We start from the raw sequence: 21627 nt of genomic DNA, 5'->3' as shown, positions 1-21627 counted from the left end.
CGTGAGCACGCCGGTGGCCGACGCGGTGGTCGTCGGCGCGGGTCCGAACGGACTGGTGGCCGCGAACATGCTCGCCGACGCCGGCTGGGATGTCGTGCTGCTGGAGGCCGCGGCGACCCCGGGCGGCGCCGTACGCAGCGCCGAGATCGCCGCGCCGGGCTTCCGCGCCGATCTGTGCAGCGCGTTCTATCCGTTCGCGGCGTGCTCGCCCGTGATCTCCGGCCTGCGGCTGACCGACCACGGCCTGCGCTGGCGGCACGCCGAGGCCGTGCTGGCCCACGTGCTGCCCGACGGGCGGGCGGCGCTGCTGTGGGGCGACCCGGAGCGCACCGCCGAGTCGCTCGCGTCGTTCCACGACGGCGACGGCGCACGCTGGCTGGCCGCGTACCGCGGCTGGCGGGCGCTCGAACCGGCCCTGGTGCGGGCCATGTTCACCCCGTTCCCGCCTGTGCGGGCCGCCACCAGGCTGCTCATGCGCGGTGGGGTGGGCGGCAGCCTGCGGGCGTCGCGGCAGCTGGCGTCGTCGATCAGGGAGCTGGCCGAGGAGTCCTTCGGCGGTGAGGGTGCGCGGCTGCTGCTGTACGGCTGCGCCCTGCACGCCGACGTGGGGCCGGAGAGCGCGGGGTCCGGGGCGTACGGCTGGCTGCTGGCGATGCTCGGCCAGCACCACGGCTTCCCCGCCCCCGAGGGCGGCGCGCAGTCGCTGACCGATGCCATGGTGCGGCGGCTGACCGCGCGGGGCGGGATGCTCCACTGCCGGGCCAACGTCGACCGGATCATCGTCGGCGGCGGGCGCGCCCTCGGCGTCGTCTGCGCCGACGGCCGCGCCTGGCGGGCCCGGCGTGCCGTGCTCGCCGACGTGGACGCCCCCTACCTCTACCGGCACCTGGTCGGCCCGGACCACCTGCCCGGTCAGCTGCTGGCTGATCTGCGCCGGTTCCGCTACGACCGGCCCACCCTGAAGGTGGACTGGGCGCTGCGGGAGCCGGTGCCCTGGACCAACCCGCAGGTGCGCGCCGCGGGCACCGTGCACCTGGGCGGCGACACCGCCCAACTGTCGCTCACCGCGGCGTCGCTGGCCGCCGGCGACGACCCTCCGATGCCGTTCGTGCTGATGGGACAGATGAGCCGGGCCGACCCGACGAGGTCACCGGCCGGGACCGAGACCGCGTGGGCCTACACCCATCTGCCCTACCGCTACGCCGGGCGCGGCCGCGACGACACCGGCATCCGCGCGTACGTGGACCGCATCGAGGACATGATCGCCGAGCTGGCACCAGGATTCCGGGATTTGGTCGTGGGCAGGCACGTGCAGAGCCCGAGCGAGCTGGTCAACGAGAACGCCAACATGATCGGCGGCGCGCTCGGCGGCGGCACCGCCGCCCTCACCCAGCAGGTGTTCCTGCGGCCGACCCCTGGTCTCGGCCGCTCCGACACGGTGATCGACCGGCTGTTCCTGGCCAGCGCCTCGGCCCACCCCGGCCCCGGTGTCCACGGCGGCCCCGGCGCCAACGCTGCTCGCGCCGCGCTGCACCGCGACCGGGCGCTGACCGGGCCGGTCTACCGCGCCGCCGTGTCCACCGCGCACCGGCTCGTCTACTGAGTGCGTGACCTGCAGGTTTGCCGGTCGCTCAGCAGGGAACGGACAGGTACGGCAAACCGCTGCCCGCGGGGTGGCGCACACCGACGAGCAGGAAGGGCGGCCCACCGATGAAGGCAGTGGTGTGGCACGGCAAGCGTGACGTCCGGGTGGACACGGTCGACGATCCGGTGATCCAGGAACCCACCGACGCGGTCATCAAGGTGACCTCGACCGGCATCTGCGGCTCCGACCTGCACCTGTACGAGGTGCTCGCGCCGTTCATGACCGAGGGCGACATCATCGGCCACGAGCCGATGGGCATCGTGGAGGAGGTCGGATCGCAGGTGACCCGGCTCAAGCCCGGCGACCGGGTGGTGGTCCCGTTCCAGATCGCCTGCGGCGCCTGCTTCATGTGCACGCAGAACCTGCAGACCCAGTGCGAGACGACCCAGGTGCGCGAGGAGGGCATGGGCGCGGCCCTGTTCGGCTACACCCGCCTGTACGGCCGTGTGCCCGGCGGGCAGGCCGAGTACCTGCGGGTGCCGCAGGCACAGTACGGGCCGATCACGGTGCCGATCGGCCCGCCCGACGACCGGTTCGTCTACCTGTCCGACGTGCTGCCCACCTCGTGGCAGGCCGTCGAGTACGCCGCCGTGCCGCAGGGCGGCACGCTGCTGGTGCTGGGGCTGGGCCCGATCGGTGACATGTCCTGCCGCATCGCCCTGCACCGCGGCGTCGGCCGGGTCATCGGCGTCGACCCGGTGCCCGAGCGGCGGGACCGGGCCATGGCCCGCGGCGTCGAGGTCCTCGACCTGGAGGACCAGGACACGATGGTCGACCGCATCCGTGACCTGACCGGCGGCCGCGGCCCGGATTCCGTGATCGACGCGGTCGGCATGGAGGCGCACGGCTCGCCCGTGGCCAGGGCGATGCAGCAGATGACCGGAGTGCTGCCGGACGCCTGGGCCGCCAAGCTCATGGAGAACGCCGGCATCGACCGGCTGGCGGCCCTGGAGCTGGCCATCCAGGCGGTACGCCGCGGCGGCACCGTCTCGATCATCGGCGTGTACGGCGGCATGACCGACCCGATGCCGATGATGACGCTGTTCGACAAGCAGATCCAGCTGCGCATGGGCCAGGCCAACGTACGCCGCTGGGTGGACGACATCCTGCCGCTGCTCACCGACGCCGACCCGCTGGGCGTGTCCGGCTTCGCCAGCCACCGGCTGCCGCTCACCGAGGCACCAGCCGCGTACCAGCAGTTCCAGGAGAAGAAGGACGGCATGATCAAGGTGCTGCTGCAGCCCTGAGACCTTGTGCACGTTTTCGGGGCAGGTGGTCGGGTAGGCCACAGATGTGACAGAGCAACCTGTGGTCCTCGGGCGGCGCTACCGACTGGTCGAGCCGATCGGCACCGGCGGGATGGCGGTCGTGTGGCGAGCCTACGACCAGGTCCTGCACCGCACCGTGGCCGTCAAGATGCTCGCCCCGCAGCCGGCCCATCAACAGGACGGCCTGCGCCTGCTCCGTGCCGAGGCCCTCGCCGTGGCGAGCCTCGCCCACCCGCACATCACCAGCGTCCACGACTACGGGCAGCAGCGGATCGACGGCCGCGAGCAGCCATACCTCGTCATGGAACTGGTGGAGGGGGTCACCCTGCGGCAGCTGCTGCACGACGCACCCGGCGGCCTGGACGGGACGACCGCTGCCTCGATTGTCGCCCAGACCGCCGCCGCGCTGGCCGCCGCCCACGCGCGCGGCATCGTCCACCGCGACGTCACGCCGTCGAACATCATGCTCACCGCGGACGGGGTCAAGGTGCTGGACTTCGGCATCTGCGTGCTGGCCGGCTTCGACGACGGCCAGGACGACGAGCTGGTGGGGACCGTCGACTACATCGCACCCGAGCGCATCACCGGACGCAGCCCCGTCACCGCCGCGTGCGACGTGTACGCCCTGGGCGTGATCCTGTACCGGTGCCTGTCGGGACGGCTGCCGTGGCACGCCGGCCCGCCCGCGCAGCGACTGCGCGAGCACGTGTTCACCGCACCGGACCCGCTGCCGCCCGTGGCGGGCCTGCCGCCGGCGGTGCTGGACCTGTGCCTGCGCTGCCTGGCCAAGGACCCCGCCGACCGGCCCTCCGCCGCCGAGATCGCCGTGCGGCTGGGGCGCTCGCATCTCGCACCGGGCATGGCGCCGGCGGCCGACGACGGGGAACGCACCCGGCTGCTGGCGATGCCCACCGAGATCACGCGGCCGGCCGCCGAGCGCCACGGCGGTGTCTCCAGCCGGCTGGCCACCTCGATCCGGACGATGCCACCGCGCCGGCGCGCCGGCCTGTCCGCCGGCGCGGTCACGATCGCGGGACTGCTGGGCGTGGTGCTGCTCAACACCGGTGCCGATCACGCGGGGGCCACCGAGGTGCCGGCCGAGGCATGCAGCGTCACGTACGAGATCCGCGCGGCCGGCGCCGCACAGGACGCGGCGCTCAGCGTCCGGACCTCACACGACCGTCCCGCGCCGTGGCGGCTGGCGTTCACCTCCGGCGATCAGCCCCTGCTGACCGGCGATCCGGTGTCGCTGCACCAGGCCGACGGGCAGGTCGTCATCACCGGGGCCGCCGGGCTGCGTGCGGGGGAGCCCTTCACCGTGCGGCTCACCGGCCCGGCGGACGCGTCAGGTGCACCCGCGCGGTTCCAGCTCGACGACACCGTGTGCCAGAGCAGCGTGAGCGTGTTCAGCGCGGTGCCCTCGCCCGTGGTCGTCGTCGAGCCCGCTCCGGCGGCCCGGACGGATCACGCGGGCAAACCCGCGCCTCCCCCCAAGGGCAAGAACAAGGGCAAGGGCAAGCACAAATAGCTCGACCTCGCCTGCCGGCCGCGACCGCTAGGTGGTCGGCGTGGTGACGCAGGCCCACTCGCTCTGCGCGGCCGGGTGGTAGGCCGAGACTCCGGCGGCGTTGTACGCGCGGACCTTGAAGCACATGTAGGTGCCGGGGGCCAGGCCGTCCCACCGGTACGACGTGGTGCCGGCGCCGACGTTCCTGGTGGTGGCGCCGTTGGTGATGGTGAAACCGTCCTCGTCGGGCGAGGTGTCGGTCCAGGCCAGCCGGATCGTGTCGGAGCCGGCCGCCGTCGCCGTCAGGCCGGTGGGCGCTGCCGGTCCCGAGCCGGACAGGCTGGTGGCGCAGACCCAGTCGCCCTGCGCGGCCGGGTGGTAGGCCGATACCCCGGCGGCGTTGTACGCCCGGACCTTGAAGCACGAGTGCGTCGCGGCCGGCAGGCCGGTCCAGTCGTAGGTGGTCGTGTTGGCGGCGACGTTCCGCGAGCTCACGCCGTCGATGACGGTGAAGCCGCCCTCGCCGGCCGACCTGTCCTTCCAGCGCAGGCGGATCGTGTCGTGGCTGATCGGCGTCGCGGTGAGGTTGCTCGGCGCCGTGAGGGCCGTGCTGCGGGCGCTCGCCTTCGGGCTCGTGGCGGTGGCGGTGGCACTGGGCGAGGAGCCGGTGGTGCCCGGACTGGGCGGCGCGGTCGTGGCGTCCGCCGTGGTGACGCCGCCGTCGGCGGCGGGACTCGGGGTGCCGGCCACCGGGCTCGTCGCCAGGCTCTGGGGCGACGGATCGGTGGGGCGGCTCAGGACGATCCCGACCGTGGCGAGGACGGCGACGGCCACGCAGGCACCTGCCGCGACGAGCCGGCGCCTGCCGCGGCGCACGCCGGCCGCAGCACGGTTGTGGGTCGGCACCGGCACCATGGCCTGCGGCCGCGTCGTGACCGACGGATCCGGGGAGGGAGCCGTCGCCGTCGGGGGCACGGGCCGGGGCGGCTCCTGCGCCGGCACGCGCCGCGCCTGCCGGGCGAGTTCGGCGGCGGAGGGCCGCATCGCCGGATCCTTGGCCATGGCCCGCTCGACGATCGCCCGGACATCGGCCGGCACGTCCGGCGGCAGCGGAGCGGGCTCGTCGTGGACGTGGCGCAGCGCGATCTCCACCACGTTGTCCCCGGCGAACGGCAGGCGGCCGCTCAGGCATCGGTAGGCCACGATGCCGAGCGCGTAGACGTCCGAGGCGGGGGTGGCGGGCCGGCCCAGCGCCCGTTCCGGCGCGATGTATCCGGCGGTGCCGGTGAGCGATCCCGTCGCGGTGTACCCCGTCGCGCCGGCCGAGCGGGCGATGCCGAAGTCGGTGACCAGCGCGCTGCCGTCCGGACGCAGCAGCAGGTTGCCGGGCTTGACGTCGCGGTGCGTCACGCCCTTCTCGTGGGCGGCGTGCAGCGCCTCGGCGGCGTCGGCGACCAGCCGCATGGTCGCCTCGGGGCTCAGCCGGCCGACCCGGGCCAGGGTCTGTGCCAGCGACTCGCCGTCGATGTACTTCATGACCAGGTAGACGCCGGCCGCCGGGTCGTCGCCGAAGTCGTGCACCTCCACCACGCCCGGGTGGCTGATGGTGGCCATGATGCGGGCCTCGGCCCGGAACTGCGCGACGAAGCTCGGCTCGTCCGGCCGACCGTCCAGCAGGCACTTCACCGCGACGGTGCGGCCCAGCACCTGGTCGACGGCCCGCCACACCTCACCCATGCCGCCGCTGCCGACGCGCTGCTCGAGCAGATACCGCCCGGCCAGCACCGTTCCCGCACGGACCAACGCGACCACCTTCGCAGGCCGATCCCAGTGATGCATTCGCAACCCGGAGTAGGGTACGTCGCCGGGACGGGGACTCCGGCGCGGGTGCCTCTGACCCGGTCGGCGCCCATCCCCGCGAGCCGGGGACGGGCGCCGGGGCGCGGGTGGCCTCAGACGGCCCGGGCCACCGCGATGGTGCCGTCGAGGCGGGGGCCTGCCTCGTAGAACATGTAATTCACGCCGCCGTCGGTGCCGAAGCTCGCGGCGGCGCTGCGGCCGCGGTCGGGCCAGGCGTCCATGGCGCGGTGGAAGACGCCGAGGTGGACCTCGCGGTCGAAGGAGTTGCCGACCTCGGTGAGGTACATGTCGCCGCCGTTGCCGTGGTAGACGACGTAGGTCGTGTTGTTGCGCTTGAGCAGGTGCGGGGCGGCGATGTCGGTCTGCCCGTCGGGGCCGGGGGTGACCAGTGGGGTCGGGTCGAAGGAGAAGGTCTTGCCGTCGTTCGACCAGCCCCAGAAGATCTTGCGGGTGCCGCCGGTGACGCCCATGAACACCATGACGTACTTGTTGCCCAGGCCCGGCACGGTGTGCTCGAAGACGCGGGCGTACGACGTCTCGGTGGCGCCGGGGATGACGCCGGTGTGCAGCACCCGCCCGAAGTACGTGAAGTGCACGCCGTCGGTGGACCAGGCCATCCGGGTGGTGTTGTTCTCGCCGTGGAAGTACAGGTAGAACTTGCTGTTCGCGGCGTTCCAGATGACGTGCGGGCTGGACACGTGGCTGACCGAGTAGTGCGGCGACCAGACGTTGGACACGATCGGGTTGTTCGGGTACTCGGTGAACTGCCCGCTGAGCGAGTCGCCGTAGGCCAGGCAGATGCCGCCGGGCGCGTCGTGCGGGGCGTAGTACAGGTAGTACCTGCCCAGCGGTGAACTGATCTTGTCGTACACGCCCCGGATGCACGGGAAGATCAGCTCGTTGGTGGGGTTGTAGCGCAGGTTGGCCTTGGTGAACGGGGTCCCGAGGTACTGGTACGTCGGGAAGCCCGCGGGGCCGGCGTGGGCGGGGCTGCCGAGGGCGGCGGCGCCCAGCCCACCGGCCGCGGCGGCGGCGCCTGCGGCCAGCAGTTGCCGGCGGCTGAGGAGCGGGTTCATCGGTGGTGCCTCCCATCGATGGGATTGACCGAAAGTAACGGTGAGTGTCGAGCGGCGGCGACTCGGACGTCAAGGGGCTAATACGAATTAGTTCAGGAACTTCGCGTCGGGCGATTTTCGTTCGAGGGCTTGACGAAGTGCCGGATGGTCCGCAGGATGTCATCTCACCGCAACAACTAATGCGCATTAGCCCGAGGATTGGACACGCACCGTGACCGGAGCCCGCAGGCGGGTGACCCAGCAGGACATCGCTCGCATGACCGGCGTCAGCCAGGCGACCGTCTCGCTCGTCCTCAACGGACGGTCCGACGCCGACGTCAAGCTGTCGGCGGAGACCCGTGAGAAGGTGCTGCGGGCGATCGCGGAGACCGGCTACGTCGCCGACCCGATCGCCCGGCGGCTGGCCGCGCGGCACAACCGGATCCTGGGCGTGTTCACCTACGAGCCGGTGTTCCCCAGCGCCAACAGCGACTTCTACCACCCGTTCCTGGTCGGCATCGAGCAGCAGGCCGAGGTGCTCGGCTGCGACCTGCTCCTGCTGACCAGCACGCCGGTGGTGGACGGGCGGCGGCGCATCTTCCACGGCGACAACCGGCTGCGCCTGGCCGACGGCAGCATCCTGCTCGGCCGCAGCCTCGACCGTTCCGACCTGGCGCGGCTGCTCGCCGAGGAGATCCCGTTCGTGTCCATCGGCCGCCGCGACGACGCGGGCGGGCCGGTGCCCTACGTCGGCGCCGACTACGCCGCGGCGACCGCCGAGGTGGTGCGCCGGGCCGTGGCGCTGGGCCACGACCGGCTGGCCTACCTGGGCCAGGGCGCCGGCCCGGAGTCGTGGGCCGACCGCGGTCGCGGCTTCCGGGAGGCCGTCGCGGCTTCCGGGGTGTACGGCGGCCACTACGAGCAGGCTCGGGACACCGCCGCGGTGCTGGACGCGGCCGTCGCGGCCGGGATCACGGCGGTGGTGGCCGAGGAGCACGCCGACGGCGTCGCGCTCTTCGAGCTGGCCCGGTCGCGGGGAGTGGCGCTGTCCGTGGCGACGCTGGGCGAGCCCACCCGGGCCGCGCTGCCGACCGCGGTGGAGTTCACCAGCCTGCGCATTCCGCGCCAGGCGATGGGCGCGCAGGCCGTCGAGGTCCTGACCGCCCTGATCGAGGGCACGCCCGGCGAGCGGCAGCGCCTGCTGCCGTGCGAGGTCGTGCCCGGCGAGACGCTCAGCGAAAGAGGTAAGTGAACATGCAGGCCGAGATTCTGGTGGTCGGGGGCGGCCTCGGCGGGGTGGCCGCGGCGCTGGGCGCGCTGCGGGCGGGCCGCCGGGTGGTGCTCACCGAGGAGTACGACTGGCTCGGCGGTCAGCTGACCAGCCAGGCCGTGCCCCCGGACGAGCACAGCTGGGTGGAGCAGTTCGGCGTCACCCGCAGCTACCGGGCGCTGCGCGACGGCATCCGCGACTACTACCGGGCGCACTACCCGCTGACCCCGGCGGCGCGGGCCTGGCGCGAGCTGAACCCGGGCGGCGGGCACGTCAGCCGGCTGTGCCACGAGCCGCGCGTCGCGGTCGCGGTGATCGAGTCGATGCTCGCGCCGTACCGGTCGTCGGGACGGCTGACGGTGCTGCAGCCGTACCGGCCGGTGGCCGCCGACACCGACGGCGACCGGGTCACCGCGGTCACCGTCGCGCACCGCGACTCGGGGGAGCGCCGCACCATCGAGGCGGCGTACGTGCTGGACGCGACCGAGACCGGCGAGCTGCTGCCGTTGACCGGGACCGAGTACGTCACCGGCTTCGAGTCGCAGCACGAGACGGGCGAGCCCAGCGCGCCCGACACGGCGCAGCCGATGAACATGCAGGCGGTGTCGGTGTGCTTCGCGGTCGACCACGTGGACGGCGACCACACGATCGAGCGGCCGGCGCAGTACGACTTCTGGCGCGCGTACCAGCCGGACTTCTGGGGCGACCGGCTGCTGTCGTTCCGCTCGCCGAGCCCGCGCACGCTGGCGATCAGCGAGCGGAGCTTCACCCCGAACCCCGACGACGACCCGCTGGCGGTCGTCGCCGACCAGCGGGTCAACCCGGGCGACGGCAACCTGTGGACGTTCCGGCGCATCGCGGCCCGCAAGCTGTTCGCGCCGGGCACCTACGACAGCGACATCTGCCTGGTCAACTGGCCGATGATCGACTACTTCGAGGGCCCGGTCATCGACGTTCCGGACGCCGAGACGCACCTGGCCAACGCCCGGCAGCTGTCGCTGTCGGTCCTCTACTGGCTGCAGACCGAGGCGGGCTTTCCCGGCCTGCGGCTGCGCGGCGACGTCACCGGCGGCGCCGACGGCCTGGCCATGGCCCCCTACATCCGGGAGTCACGGCGTATCAAGGCCGAGTACACGGTGGTCGAGCAGGACCTGTCGCTGGCCGTACGCGGCGACAAGGGCGCGGTGGAGTACCCCGACGCGGTCGGGGTCGGCATGTACCGCATCGACCTGCACCCCTCGACCGGCGGCGACAACTACATCGACGTCGGCTCGTGTCCCTTCGAGATCCCGCTCGGCGCGCTCATCCCGCGCCGGATGGACAACCTGCTGCCCGCGGGCAAGAACATCGGCACCACGCACATCACCAACGGCTCGTACCGGCTGCACCCGGTCGAGTGGAACGTGGGCGAGGTGGCGGGGGCGCTGGCGGCGTACTGCCTGAACGAGGGCCAGACGCCGCGCGGCGTGCGCAACACCCCGGAGCACCTGTCCGGGTTCCAGGCACAGCTCATCCGGGACGGCGTGGAACTGCGCTGGCCTGACGTCTCCGGCTACTGACCGGCCACCTTGAGTTGGAGTTCACGATGAAGATACGCGGACTGATCGCCACCGCCGCCGCGGGCGTGCTCGCCCTGGGCCTTGCGGCCTGCGGCGGCGAGGAGGAGCAGAGCACCGGCCCGGTGTCGCTGCGGATGACGGTGTGGTCCTCCAACGAGGCGCACCTGAAGCTGTTCAACGAGATCGCCGACGCGTACAAGGCGAAGAACCCGCGCGTCACCGAGATCAAGTTCGACCCGATCCCGTTCGAGGGCTACACCACCACGCTGACCACACAGATCGCCGGCGGCAACGCCCCGGACCTGGCGTGGGTGCTGGAGAACTCGGCCCCCGACTTCGTCAGCTCCGGCGCGCTGCTGCCGCTGGACGACACCCTCGCCAAGGCCGACGGCTACAACGCGGCCGACCTGAGCCCGTCGGCGACGTCGCTGTGGAAGACCGACGGCAAGCTGTACGCCTACCCGTTCTCGACCTCGCCCTTCGGCATGTTCGTCAACACCGACATGGTCAAGGCGGCCGGGCAGCAGACGCCCGCCGAGCTGATCGCCGCGAACCAGTGGACCTGGGAGAAGGCCGTCGCGGTCGCCGCGGCGGCGTCGGCCGAGAGCGGCAAGGCCGGTCTGGTGGTGCGCGACTTCGACTACAAGGGCTGGGACAACCTGTCCACCGTGTGGACCGGCTGGGGTGCGCAGGCGTGGAGCGCCGACGGGAAGACCTGCGGGTTCGACCAGCAGCCGATGGTCGACGCGATGACCTTCCTGCACAAGGCGATCTTCACCGACAAGGCGCTGCCCGGCCCCGGCACCACCGCCGACTTCTTCGCCGGCGAGTCCGCCATGACCATCACCCAGATCTCGCGGGCGTCGCTGCTCAAGGACGCCAAGTTCGGCTGGGACCTGGTCCCGCTGCCGTCGGGCCCGAAGGGCGAGTACGCCGTGATCGGGCAGGCCGGGCTCGGCGCGCTGAAGAAGGGCAAGAACGCCGACGTCGCCGCCGACTTCCTGGCCTTCTTCACCAACCCGGAGAACTCGGCCAAGCTCGCCGCGTACTTCCCGCCGCCGCGCACCTCGCAGCTGACCGCCGAGACGCTCGCCAAGACGAACCCGCTGCTCAAGCCCGCACAGTTGCAGGAGGTCGTCATCGACGGCATCGCCGGCGGCGTGGTCAAGCCCAGCCACCGCGGCCAGGCCGAGATCGCGCAGGCGGTGCGGGCCGCGCTCGACCCGCTGTGGCAGCCCGGCGCCGACGTGAAGTCGGTCCTGGGCGGCGTGTGCACGGCCATCAACCCCCTACTGGCCAAGTGAGCACTCGCTTCTGGACGGGTAGCCGGCGCGACAACCTCGCCGGCTACCTGTTCATCGCCCCTCAGCTCATCGGCTCAATGCTGTTCGTGTTCGTGCCGCTGGGCCTGGTGTTCTGGTACAGCCTGCACGAGTGGAACGTGCTGGCCGACACGTTCACGTTCGTCGGCGGCGAGAACTACCAGGCGCTGCTCGACGACCCGAAGCTCGCCGACGCGCTGGTCGCGACCGGGTTCTTCTCGGCCGGGCTGGTGGTGCTGAACCTGAGCCTGGCGCTGCTGCTGGCGGTGCTGCTCAACCAGCGGCTGCGCGGCACGGTGTTCTTCCGGACGGTGTTCTTCTCGCCGGTGGTGGTGAGCCTGGTCGCCTGGACCATCGTGTGGGGCTTCCTGCTGCAGGACAACGGCGGCGTCAACGGCCTGCTCGACACCGTCGGCGTGGACGGCCCGAACTGGCTGCGCGGCGAGACCACCGCCATGATCTCGGTGATCGTGGTGCAGGTGGTCAAGAACGTGGGCCTGAACATGGTGCTGTTCCTGGCCGCGCTGCAAGGGGTGCCGGGCAACCTGTACGAGGCCGCCACCGTCGACGGCGCGACCCGCGCCCGGCAGTTCCGCAGCATCACCGTGCCGATGATCAGCCCGACCATCCTGCTCACGTCGATCATCACGGTGGTCGGCTCGCTGCAGGTGTTCGCGCAGATCGCGGTGCTCACCCAGGGCGGGCCGGGGACGTCGACCACGGTGCTCGTCTACTACCTCTACCAGCAGGCCTTCCAGTTCCACCACTTCGGATACGGGGCCACCCTGTCCGTGCTGCTGTTCGCGATCGTGCTGCTGCTGACCCTGGTGCAGTGGCGGATGCGCCGGAAGTGGGTGTTCCATGAGTCGTAGGGCCAAGACCGCCGTCTACGGTGTGCTGTGCCTGCTGGCGCTGCCGTTCCTGTTCCCGACCTGGTGGATGATCACGTCCTCGGTGAAGCCGGTGCACGACATCTTCGCGTTCCCGCCGACGCTGTGGCCCTCCGACGTCAGCTTCGACGCGTACCGCAAGGCGTTCGAGCTGCAGCCGTTCGCGCAGCAGTACTTCAACAGCGCGTACATCGCGGTCCTGGTCACCGTGGGCACGCTCGCGGTGTCGTCGCTGGCGGGCTACGCGTTCGCGCGGATCAGGTTCAAGGGCGCGAACTTCTGGTTCGTGGTGGTGCTGGTCGGGCTGCTCATCCCGAGCGAGGTCACCATCGTGCCGCTGTTCAAGATGTTCGACGCCTGGGGCATGGTCGACACGCACTGGCCGCTGATCCTGGTGCCGATCCTGGGCGCACCCAGCGTGCTGGCCACCTTCATCATGCGGCAGTTCTTCCTGGCCCTGCCGGGGGAGTTGGAGGAGGCGGCCCGGGTGGACGGGCTCGGCCGGTTCGCGATCTTCCGGCTGATCGCGCTGCCGCTGGCCCGGCCGGCGCTGGGCGCGGTCGCGATCTTCACGTTCCTGCACAGCTGGAACCTGTACCTGGAACCGATCGTGTTCCTGTCCAGCTCGGACATGTTCACGCTGCCGCAGGCGCTGACCCAGTTCGTCGACGCGTACGGCGGCCCGATGTGGGACATCCAGCTGTCCGCGGCGTCGCTGACGGCGCTGCCGGTGCTGGTCGTGTTCGTCATCGCGCAGCGGCAGTTCATCGAGGGCCTCGCGCACACCGGGCTCAAGGGATAACCGTGCCGATCACCGAACCGCGTCCGGCGGAGTACCGCAGCTCGCAGCAGGCCCCGGCGGACTTCGACGCCTTCTGGGCGCGGACGCTGGCGCAGACCCGCGCGCACCCGCTGGACGCGCGGTTCGCGCCGGCCTGGGCACGCGCGATCGAGGTGCACGACGTCACCTTCGCCGGGTTGGGCGGGCACCCGGTCAAGCCCGGCGCGGCGCCGAGCCGGCCACCGCCGGGCCGTACCGGGAGGTCGCCGCCTACCTGGCCGTGCACCGCGACCACGAGGAGCGGGTCTTCCGGACGCTGTCCTACGGCGACGGCGTGCTGTTCGCCGCGCTGTTCAGCGTCGCCCACATGGACGCGAGCTGCCCGCCTCGACGGTGTACGCCGCCTACCACCGCTACGCCGGTCCGAAACGGATCGAAGTCTACCCGTTCAACGGTCACGAGGGCGGCTGAGGCTGTCCAGGACGCCGCCCGCCTGCGCTTCCTCGACGAGGCCTTCGCCCGCTGACGGTTGCCGGCCCGCCGCCGTCGTCCTCCCACGATCGGGGTGGGCGTCAGTGGCCGGTCCCCTCGGGGAGGGTGTCGCCGGACATCAGGCCGCCGATCCCCTTGACGTCCAGGTAGACGTGCTGGTGGCCGTTGCCCGCGTCGACGTTGATCTGGTCGAGCTGGGTCGCCGCCACCGACCAGGCGGCGACGGCCAGCTCGCGCTGGCGGGTCACCGCCGCCAGCACCGGCTGCCGCGCCGGCGCGGGCAGCGCCTGCGCCGCCGCGCAGGTGTCCAGGGCGGCGGCGAGCTGCTCGACCGCGTTGCGCAGGGCGCCGCGGGCCACGTTGGTCGCGGTCATGCCGGACACGGTGGTGGCGTACCAGGCGAGCTCGGGGCTCAGCGCCTGCTTCCACTGCGCGAGCTGCTCCGCGCTGACCTTGCCGGTGTCGCCGAGCCCCTCGACGATCGGCGCGATCACGCCGGCTGTGGCGCGGGCGCGGGTGGTCAGCTCGCTGATCTGGGTCTTGTCGCGCTCGGCCTCCTGCCGGCGCAGCTGTGCCACCGCGTCGTCGGTGGCGCCGGGTCCCGCGGTCTGCATCCCGATGAGCACCCCGACCAGCACGGCCACCACGAGCCCGGCCACGATCCGCAGCACCTGTGCGGTGGACCGGCTGCCCGCGGGCGTGACGGCGGGGCGGGTGGACGACGGCTTGCCGGTCTTTCGCGACATCGTGCGCTCCTTGGCGAAGGGCAGGGCTGATCACCGATCGCCGCCGCACGATCTTCCGCCACGAAGGTACGGCCTTGATCGGCTGCCGTCCATACCCGGTCGCCTATGTGGAACGGTGTCGCGGTGCGCTGCTACCGGGACGCGGCGACCGCCGCGAGGTACTCGTCGACGGTGTGCGTGGCGTGGGAGAACAGTTCATAGCGCGCCACCATGGCGTCGTACCCGGCGGCGCCGCCGGTCGCGGCCGTGGCGTCGGTCAGCGTGGTCACGTGGTAGCCGCGCTCCATCGCGGTGCGGGCGGTCGACTCCACGCACATCGTGCCGATCATGCCGGCGACGGCGAGGTGGTCGACGCCGTGGTGGCGCAGCTGGGCGTCGAGGTCGGTGCTGGCGAAGACGTCGATGTTCTTGTGCGCGGCGAGGCTGACCTCACCGGGCGCCGGGGCCAGCTCGGGGTGGTACTCCACCGCCCAGGTGCCGGCCTGGAACAGCCGGTTGTCGAACATCTGCCGGTGGATGCCGGTCAGCCGGCCCCAGGAGGCGTACTCGTGCTCGGTGTAGGACATGCCGGAGAACAGCACGCTGACGCCGTGTTCGCGGGCGCCGGCCAGCAGCCGGGTGAGGTTGGCGAAGGTGCCGATCCGGGTGAACTCCTCGGCGAACAGCGGGTAGCCCTTGCCGGCCGGGTCGAACACCTCGTTCACGGTGTCGATCAGCAGCAAGCCGGTCCGGCCGGGCGGGTACGACGTCGATGCCATGGGTGTCGCCTTCCTAACGAGTTCGCGCGGCGCACGCGGCCACGGCCTGTGCGCTCAGCCAGTCGGAGAAGCGGGTGCCGCCGAGGCGCCAGGGCCGGGCGGGCACCAGCGTGGTGTCGTCGGCGGCCGCGCCGAAGTAGTAGACGGCCGGGTCGGTCAGCACGGTGCGGGTGTCGTGCCGGGCGGCGAGCAGCCTGCGGACGACCTCGTCCTGGCGCAGCCGCTCGGGTCCGGCGATGTCGACCCGGCCGTCGCAGGCGTCGGCCTCGGCGACGTCCGCGAGGATCGTGGCGACGTCCGCGGCGGCGATCGGCTGCATGAGCACCGGTGACAGGCGGATGGCGCGGCCGTCGCGGCCGGCGTGGCCGATGGTGTCCAGGCACTCGAAGGACTGGGTGGAGCGCACGACGGTGTACGGCACCAGCCCGTGCCCGACCAGCTGCTCCTGGGCGGCCTTGGCCCGCATGTAGGCGCTGCCGGGCAGCCGGTCGGCGCCGACGACCGACAGCGCCACATGGTGGCGTACCTGCGCCGCGAGCTCGGCGGCGAGCAGGTTGCGGCCGGAGGTCTGGAAGAAGTCCATGACCGCGGCGTCGGCGAACGAAGGCGCGTCGGTGACGTCGACGACGACGTCCGCCCTGGCCACCGCTGTGCTGAGGCCGTCTCCGGTGACGGTGTCGACGCCCGTGCCGGGCGAGGCCGCCACGACGTGGTGGCCGCGGGCCAGCAGCAGCCGGGTCAGGTGTGCGCCGATGCGGCCGTTGGCGCCGGTGATCGTGATCCTCATGGGTTATCCCCCCTTTTACGGATATCCCGTATCCGAGTTTACGGATGCGGTACGGAGCCCGCGGCGGTTTCGGCGAATCGGGCCTGACGGCCCGGTCCGGCGCCGGGTGAGCGCGCCCGGCGGCGGGTGTTCAGGTGGGCGTCGATGGCCTCCGGTGACTGCGGCCTGCCGTACACGTATCCCTGGATGACGTCGCAGCCGAGCTCGCGCAGGACGTCGGCCTGCGCCCACGTCTCCACCCCCTCGGCGATCACGCCCAGGCCGAGGCCGCGGGCGAGCCGGACCACCGTCTCGATCAGCACCCGGTCCACCTGCTCGCCGTGCCCGCCGGCGGTGACCAGCTGCCGCGGCAGCTTCAGCTGGTGCACCGGCAGCGTCCGCAGGTTCGTCAGGTTGGCGTAGCCGGTGCCGAAGTCGTCGATCGCGATGCGCACGCCGAGCCGCGACAGCGCGCGCAGCGTCTCCACGGCCCGCCCGGCGGTCGGCATCAGGCTGCTTTCGGTGATCTCCAGCTGCAGGGTGGCCGGGTCGAGGCCGTGCTGGGCCAGCAGGCCCGCCACGTGGACGGCGAGCGCCGGGTCGGCGGCCTGCGCGGGCGCGAGGTTGACGCTCATGACGAGCCGGTGGCCCGGATGGCGGGCGTGCCACACCCCGGCCTGCGCGCACGCGGTGCGCAGCACGAACCGCCCGACCTTGTCGATCATCCCGCTGTCCTCGGCCACGGGGATGAACTGGGCCGGCCCGAGCAGGCCCCGCTCCGGATGCCGCCACCGGGCCAGCGCCTCGACGCCGTACAGCTCGCCGTCGCCGGCCCGCACCATCGGCTGGTACTCGACGAACATCTCGCCGCGCTCCAGTGCCCGCGGCAGCGCCCGGGCGATCTCGTGCCGGGCGAGCCGGCGGGCGTGCAGGTCGGGGTCGAACAGGCGGACGCGGTCGCGGCCTTCGGCCTTCGCCTGCGCCAGCGCGGACTCCGCCGCGCTCATCAGGCAGCCTGCGGAGCCGCCCGGCCCGGCGCTGGTGGCGATGCCGACGCCGGCGGTCACGTGCAGCCGCCCGCCACTGGTCGTGAAGGGTTGCCGGATGGCGTCGAGGATCGCCTCGGCGGTGTTCGTGATGTCCGCGACGCGGCCGGACCCGGTCACCAGGATGGAGAACTCGTCGCCGCCGGTGCGGGCGAGCAGGCAGCCGTCGCCGAGCCGTGCCGACAGCCGCCGCGCGATCTCCCGGAGCAGCTGGTCGCCGACGCCGTACCCGAGGGCGTGGTTGACGTCGGCGAACCCGTCGACGCCCACGTGGAGCAGCGCCACCGGGCCCTGTTCGGCGCCCGGGGACAGGGCGGCGCGCAGCGCGTGCCTGAGCAGGACCCGGTTCGGCAGCCCGGTCAGCGGGTCGTGCAGGGTGTGCCGGCGAGGCGCCTGCGCGTCCGGGTGGTGCCACTGCGCCGGCGGTGTGCGCAGGTCGTCGGCACGCCCGGCGGTGGGACGACGGAACACGGCATCCACATCCCCGTGGATCCCGGCGTCGTGCGACCCGCAGGCGATCTTGATCTCTGGAACGCTCACCGTCTCGTGCCCTCCGGTAACGCAGGCTGGTCTGGTCCGCCGGCGCGGTACTCCCGCCGACCCGTCCACGGTCGCGGAGACGGGCGCTGCTCGCCCCGGGGAACTCCCGGGGGTTGCGTACCGGCCTCGGCCCCGGGGATCACGGCGACCGCCGCTGGAAACGGACATTCCGGGATTCGGGGCTGCTGATGTGGCAAAGCTGCATGTCGGGCGCGTGGCGAGCGCGCCCTGCGGGCGCGACGATGCTGGGTAGGATGACCGTTATCACCGGTTTGCACACTGACGGTACGAAAGAGACCGCGCATGAGCGCGTCCCCGACAGATACGCAGGTGGAGCTGACGGGCCGACGCAGGGAGTCGGCCCGGCTGGAACGCGCGCTGGCCGAGGCGCGCGCGGGCACCAGCGCCGTCCTGGTCCTGCGGGGCGAGGCGGGCATCGGCAAGACCGCGCTGCTGGACCACGCCGCCGCCCGCGCTTCGGGGTTCCGGGTCGCCGCGGTGTCCGGCGTCGAGTCCGAGATGGAGCTGCCCTACGCCAGCCTGCACCAGCAGTGCGTGCCGCTGCTCGACCGGCTGCCGCAACTGCCCGAGCCGCAGCGCGACGCGCTGTCCGTCGCGTTCGGCCTGCGGTCCGGCCCGGCGCCGGAGCGGTTCCTGGTCGGGCTCGCCGTGCTCAGCCTGCTCGCCGCCAACGCGGAGGAGCAGCCGCTGGCCTGCCTCGTCGACGACGCGCAATGGATCGACCACGCCTCCGGGCAGGTGCTGGCGTTCGTCGCCCGGCGGCTGCAGGCCGAGCGGGTCGCGCTCATCGTCGCCGTACGCGAGCCGGCCCGCCCGCCCGTGCTGCCCGGCCTGCCCGAACTCGTCCTGGGCGGCCTCGGCGACGCCGACGCGCGGACCCTGCTCGCCTCGGTGCTCCGCACCCCGCTCGACCCGCAGGTGCGCGACCGGATCGTCGCCGAGGCGCGCGGCAACCCGCTCGCCCTGCTGCAGCTGCCGCGCATGCTCGCCCCGGCCGAACCGGCGGGCGGCTTCTGGCTCCCGGCGGGCCATGCCGCGGCCGGTCAGCTCGAAAGCACCTTCCAGCAGCAGGTGCGGTCGCTGCCGCCGGACACCCGGCTGCTGATGCTCACCGCCGCCGCCGAGCCCACCGGCGACCCGGGCCTGCTCTGGCGCGCCGCCCGCGCCCTGCGCATCCCGGACGATGCCGCGGCCCCCGCCGAGGCCGCCGGGCTGATCGAGCTCGGCGGCCGGGTGCGGTTCGGCCACCCGCTGATGCGCTCGGCGGCGTACGAGGTCGCGCCGTCCACGGACCGGCGGGCCGCGCACCGGGCCCTCGCCGAGGCCACCGACCCCGAGCGCGACCCGGACCGCCGTGCCTGGCACCGCGCCCGCGCCGCCACGCAGCCGGACGAGCAGATCGCCGCCGACCTCGAAGACTCCGCCGCCCGCGCGCGCAGCAGGGCGGGAGCCGCCGCGGCCGCCGCCTTCCTGCGCTGGGCGACCGAGCTGACGCCCGATCCCGCCCGCCGGGTCGCCCGCGCGCTGGCCGCCGCCCAGGCCGAGCTGGACGTCGGCGCCGTGGAGCACACCCACAACCTGCTCGCGGTCGCCGAGGCGGGGCCGCTGGACGACCTGCAGCGGGCCCGGCTGGAGCGGCTGCGCGCCTGGCTGGTGTGGTCGCAGGTGCGCAACGGCGACACGGCCCGGCGGCTGCTCGACGTCGCGGCCCGGCTGGCGCCGCTGGACGCCGGGCTGGCCCGCGACACCCTGCTGGAGGCCAGCGGTGCGGCGATCTTCGCCGGGCGGCTGGCACCGGCGCAGCACGAGGTCGCGCACGCCGTCCGCGCCGGGCCCGCCGCCCCCGACCCGCCCCGGGTGGTCGACGTCCTGCTGGACGGCGTCACCGCCCGGATCATCGACGGCTACGCCGCCAGCGCCGGGCGGCTGCGCGACGCGCTGGGCACCGTACGCCGCAGGCAGCGGGCCGGCGGGGCGGACGAGGCCGCGGCCTGGCTGTGGCTGGAGTGCCCGGTGACGCCCGAGCCGCTGGCGCCGGAGCTGTGGGACGACGAAGCCTGGCACGAGCTGGCGACCAGCGCCGTCAGCATCGCCCGCCGGACGGGGCGGCTGTCGGTCCTGCCGAGGGCGCTGAGCTACCAGGCGTGCTTCAGCGTGCACGCGGGAGACTTCGGCACCGCGGCGGTGCTGATCGACGAGGCGACCGCCATCTGGGAGGCGACCAGCCGGGCGCCGCTGATGTACACCGCGCTGCTGCTGCGCGCCTGGCGGGCGCAGGAGGCCGAGGCGCTGGACATGATCGCGACCAGCCTGCGGGACGCGATCGAGCAGGGTGAGGGACGTGCGTTCGCGCTGACCGAGTACGCGACCGCGCTGCTGTACAACGGGCTGGGCCGCTACGAGACCGCGCTGACCGCGGCCGAGCGCGCCTGCGCGTACGAGGACATGGGCCTGTTCGGCCTGGCGCTGGCCGAGCTGGTCGAGGCCGCCGCCCGCCTCGGCGACCGGGCGGCCGGGCAGGGCGCGCTGGACCGGCTCGTGGTGCGCACCCGGGCCAGCGAAACCGCGTGGGGTGCGGGAGTCGAGGCCCGCTGCCGGGCGCTGCTGGCCGCCGGCCCGGCCGCCGACGACCTCTACCAGGAGGCCATCCAGCACCTCGAACGCTGCCGGATCACCGTCGACCTGGCCCGCGCGCGCCTGGTCTACGGCGAGTGGCTGCGCCGGCAGAACCGCCGCCAGGAGAGCCGGGTGCAGCTGCGCGCGGCGTACGAGGCGTTCACCCGCGCCGGAGCCGACGGCTTCGCCGAGCGTGCCCGGCGGGAGCTGACGGCGACGGGGGAGACCGTCCGCAAGCGCGACGTGGGCGCCCTGACCAAGCTGACCAGCCAGGAGGCCCAGATCGCCAGGCTGGCCAGGGACGGGCACACCAATCCGGAGATCGCCGCCCAGCTGTTCATCAGCCCGCGTACGGTCGAGTGGCACCTGGGCAACGTGTTCACCAAGCTCGGCGTCAGCTCCCGCCGCCACCTGCACTCGGTGCTGCCGGCCCCGGAGTCCGCGGCGCCGGTGTGACCCGCGTGCGGCCGGTCCACGACGTCCTACCCGATCGGCCCGCGCCGCTGCCGCCGATCCCGATCCCGACCGCGGTCCCGGCGCCGGTGCAGGTGCACCGGGCGGGCGCGCCGAGTGGCGAGCGCCACCCGAGCAGGCCGGAAACTTGACCCGGATATAAAACATCCGAGTAGTATCTCGGATATTGCTAGTCCGAGTTTGAGGGGATCGACCATGAAGATCGTCATCATCGGAGGCACCGGCCTGATCGGGACGAAGCTGGGCGCCCTGCTGCAGGCCGCCGGCCACGACGTCCTGGCGGCCGCGCCGAGCACCGGCGTCGACACCATCACCGGCGCCGGCCTCGCCGAAGCGCTCGAAGGCGCCGACATCGTCGTCGATGTGGCCAACTCGCCGTCCTTCGAGACCGAGGCCGTGCTGAAGTTCTTCGAGACCTCCGGCCGCAACCTGCTCGCCGCCGAGGCCGCCGCGGGTGTACGCCACCACATCGTGCTGAGCATCGTCGGCTGCGACCGCATCCCCGACGGCGGCTACATGCGCGCCAAGGTGGCCCAGGAGAAGCTGGTCAAGGCGGGTCCCATCCCGTACACCATCGTGCGTGCCACCCAGTTCCTGGAGTTCGCCGGCGCCATCGCCGACGCGGCCACCGAGGGCGGCGCGGTGCACGTGCCGCCCGCGCTGATGCAGCCGATCGCGGCCGACGACGTCGCCGCGGCGCTCGCCCGGGTCGTCGCCGAGCAGCCGGCCAACGCCACCATCGACATCGCCGGCCCCGAGCGGTTCGGCCAGGACGAGCTGGTGCGGCGGTTCCTCACCGCCGAGAACGACAGCCGCACGGTCGTCACCGATCCGCAGGCGCCCTACTTCGGCGCGATCATGCAGGAGACGTCGCTCGTCCCGCTGGGCGAGGCGCGCCTGGGCACGGTGAGCCTGGCCGACTACCTCGCCGCCCGGAAGACCGCCACCGCCTGAACCGTGCCCTTGCCCGTACGCGGCCGGCTCTCGCGCAGGCCGCGTACGGGCAGGTCG

17 protein-coding genes and 1 pseudogene are annotated in these 21627 nt (G+C 73.0%); 12 read left to right on the top strand and 6 right to left on the bottom strand.

The window, feature by feature from the left end; all coding sequences use genetic code 11:
- Position 1 precedes the first annotated feature (1 nt).
- From AB0J67_RS02645 to AB0J67_RS02635, 3 genes are all read left to right on the top strand, one after another.
- Positions 2-1603, top strand: a complete 1602-nt coding sequence (locus AB0J67_RS02645; RefSeq protein ID WP_363475484.1) for an NAD(P)/FAD-dependent oxidoreductase — start codon at positions 2-4, stop codon at positions 1601-1603.
- 107 nt (positions 1604-1710) lie between these two features.
- The gene (locus AB0J67_RS02640; protein WP_363475482.1) at positions 1711-2892 is read left to right on the top strand and encodes a zinc-dependent alcohol dehydrogenase; all 1182 of its coding nucleotides are present in this window, start codon (positions 1711-1713) and stop codon (positions 2890-2892) included.
- 46 nt (positions 2893-2938) lie between these two features.
- Entirely contained in the window at positions 2939-4441 is a 1503-nt protein-coding gene (locus AB0J67_RS02635; RefSeq protein ID WP_363475480.1) for a serine/threonine-protein kinase, read from the top strand.
- 27 nt (positions 4442-4468) lie between these two features.
- Here AB0J67_RS02635 and AB0J67_RS02630 read toward each other — a convergent pair whose 3' ends face one another.
- Positions 4469-6223 carry a protein kinase gene (locus AB0J67_RS02630; protein ID WP_363475478.1) on the bottom strand — a complete coding sequence of 585 codons (1755 nt, stop codon included), beginning with the start codon at positions 6221-6223 and terminating at the stop codon, positions 4469-4471.
- 149 nt (positions 6224-6372) lie between these two features.
- Entirely contained in the window at positions 6373-7356 is a 984-nt protein-coding gene (locus AB0J67_RS02625; protein WP_363475476.1) for a hypothetical protein, read from the bottom strand.
- Between the two features lie 232 nt (positions 7357-7588).
- On the opposite strand from AB0J67_RS02625, the gene AB0J67_RS02620 reads away from it, so the two are divergent.
- The 7 genes and pseudogenes from AB0J67_RS02620 to AB0J67_RS02590 all read left to right on the top strand — a co-directional run bounded on the left by AB0J67_RS02620 (position 7589) and on the right by AB0J67_RS02590 (position 13683).
- Positions 7589-8587, top strand: coding sequence for a LacI family DNA-binding transcriptional regulator (locus AB0J67_RS02620; protein ID WP_363475474.1), 999 nt, complete (start codon positions 7589-7591; stop codon positions 8585-8587).
- 2 nt (positions 8588-8589) lie between these two features.
- Positions 8590-10164, top strand: coding sequence for an FAD-dependent oxidoreductase (locus AB0J67_RS02615; protein WP_363475472.1), 1575 nt, complete (start codon positions 8590-8592; stop codon positions 10162-10164).
- A 26-nt stretch (positions 10165-10190) separates the two neighbouring features.
- The gene (locus AB0J67_RS02610; protein ID WP_363475470.1) at positions 10191-11468 is read left to right on the top strand and encodes a sugar ABC transporter substrate-binding protein; all 1278 of its coding nucleotides are present in this window, start codon (positions 10191-10193) and stop codon (positions 11466-11468) included.
- Positions 11465-12358 (top strand): sugar ABC transporter permease, encoded by an 894-nt coding sequence (locus AB0J67_RS02605; protein WP_363475468.1) that lies wholly within the window; start codon positions 11465-11467, stop codon positions 12356-12358. Before AB0J67_RS02610 ends, AB0J67_RS02605 begins: the two co-directional genes overlap by 4 nt.
- A complete protein-coding gene (locus tag AB0J67_RS02600) occupies positions 12348-13178 on the top strand; it encodes a carbohydrate ABC transporter permease (RefSeq protein ID WP_363475466.1) in 831 nt (276 codons plus the stop codon). The genes AB0J67_RS02605 and AB0J67_RS02600 overlap by 11 nt, the downstream gene beginning before the upstream one ends.
- Positions 13064-13315: pseudogene (locus AB0J67_RS02595) on the top strand (acetylxylan esterase); the annotation flags it as partial. The gene AB0J67_RS02600 and the pseudogene AB0J67_RS02595, both read left to right, overlap by 115 nt.
- A gap of 122 nt (positions 13316-13437) precedes the next feature.
- Positions 13438-13683, top strand: a complete 246-nt coding sequence (locus tag AB0J67_RS02590) for a hypothetical protein (protein WP_363475464.1) — start codon at positions 13438-13440, stop codon at positions 13681-13683.
- Between the two features lie 46 nt (positions 13684-13729).
- Here AB0J67_RS02590 and AB0J67_RS02585 read toward each other — a convergent pair whose 3' ends face one another.
- From AB0J67_RS02585 to AB0J67_RS02570, 4 genes are all read right to left on the bottom strand, one after another.
- Positions 13730-14395, bottom strand: coding sequence for a hypothetical protein (locus AB0J67_RS02585; RefSeq protein ID WP_363475462.1), 666 nt, complete (start codon positions 14393-14395; stop codon positions 13730-13732).
- Between the two features lie 131 nt (positions 14396-14526).
- Entirely contained in the window at positions 14527-15153 is a 627-nt protein-coding gene (locus tag AB0J67_RS02580; protein WP_363475460.1) for an isochorismatase family cysteine hydrolase, read from the bottom strand.
- 13 nt (positions 15154-15166) lie between these two features.
- On the bottom strand, positions 15167-15940 hold the full coding sequence (locus AB0J67_RS02575) for an SDR family oxidoreductase (protein WP_363475458.1): 774 nt from the start codon (positions 15938-15940) through the stop codon (positions 15167-15169).
- Positions 15941-15978: 38 nt separating this feature from the next.
- On the bottom strand, positions 15979-17505 hold the full coding sequence (locus AB0J67_RS02570) for a bifunctional diguanylate cyclase/phosphodiesterase (protein ID WP_363475456.1): 1527 nt from the start codon (positions 17503-17505) through the stop codon (positions 15979-15981).
- Between the two features lie 303 nt (positions 17506-17808).
- Between AB0J67_RS02570 and AB0J67_RS02565 the strand changes: the two genes are divergently transcribed.
- Positions 17809-20598: an AAA family ATPase gene (locus tag AB0J67_RS02565; protein WP_363475454.1), complete on the top strand. Its 2790-nt coding sequence runs from the start codon at positions 17809-17811 to the stop codon at positions 20596-20598.
- A 213-nt stretch (positions 20599-20811) separates the two neighbouring features.
- On the top strand, positions 20812-21570 hold the full coding sequence (locus tag AB0J67_RS02560) for an SDR family oxidoreductase (RefSeq protein WP_363475452.1): 759 nt from the start codon (positions 20812-20814) through the stop codon (positions 21568-21570).
- The last annotated feature ends 57 nt before the right edge of the window (positions 21571-21627 follow it).

This window comes from Catellatospora sp. NPDC049609 (assembly GCF_040675365.1).
GTDB lineage: Bacteria > Actinomycetota > Actinomycetes > Mycobacteriales > Micromonosporaceae > Catellatospora.
The sequence above is the reverse complement of the archived record's forward strand: the minus strand, read 5'-3'. Positions and strand labels throughout refer to the sequence as shown.

Excerpts from the sequence above, each read along its gene's own strand:
- AB0J67_RS02560 (WP_363475452.1), top strand. The coding sequence starts at position 20,812 with ATGAAGATCGTCATCATCGGAGGCACCGGCCTGATCGGGACGAAGCTG.
- AB0J67_RS02610 (WP_363475470.1), top strand. The coding sequence starts at position 10,191 with ATGAAGATACGCGGACTGATCGCCACCGCCGCCGCGGGCGTGCTCGCC.
- AB0J67_RS02640 (WP_363475482.1), top strand. The coding sequence starts at position 1,711 with ATGAAGGCAGTGGTGTGGCACGGCAAGCGTGACGTCCGGGTGGACACG.
- AB0J67_RS02575 (WP_363475458.1), bottom strand. The coding sequence starts at position 15,940 with ATGAGGATCACGATCACCGGCGCCAACGGCCGCATCGGCGCACACCTG.
- AB0J67_RS02585 (WP_363475462.1), bottom strand. The coding sequence starts at position 14,395 with ATGTCGCGAAAGACCGGCAAGCCGTCGTCCACCCGCCCCGCCGTCACG.
- AB0J67_RS02565 (WP_363475454.1), top strand. The coding sequence starts at position 17,809 with ATGAGCGCGTCCCCGACAGATACGCAGGTGGAGCTGACGGGCCGACGC.
- AB0J67_RS02580 (WP_363475460.1), bottom strand. The coding sequence starts at position 15,153 with ATGGCATCGACGTCGTACCCGCCCGGCCGGACCGGCTTGCTGCTGATC.
- AB0J67_RS02600 (WP_363475466.1), top strand. The coding sequence starts at position 12,348 with ATGAGTCGTAGGGCCAAGACCGCCGTCTACGGTGTGCTGTGCCTGCTG.
- AB0J67_RS02625 (WP_363475476.1), bottom strand. The coding sequence starts at position 7,356 with ATGAACCCGCTCCTCAGCCGCCGGCAACTGCTGGCCGCAGGCGCCGCC.
- AB0J67_RS02615 (WP_363475472.1), top strand. The coding sequence starts at position 8,590 with ATGCAGGCCGAGATTCTGGTGGTCGGGGGCGGCCTCGGCGGGGTGGCC.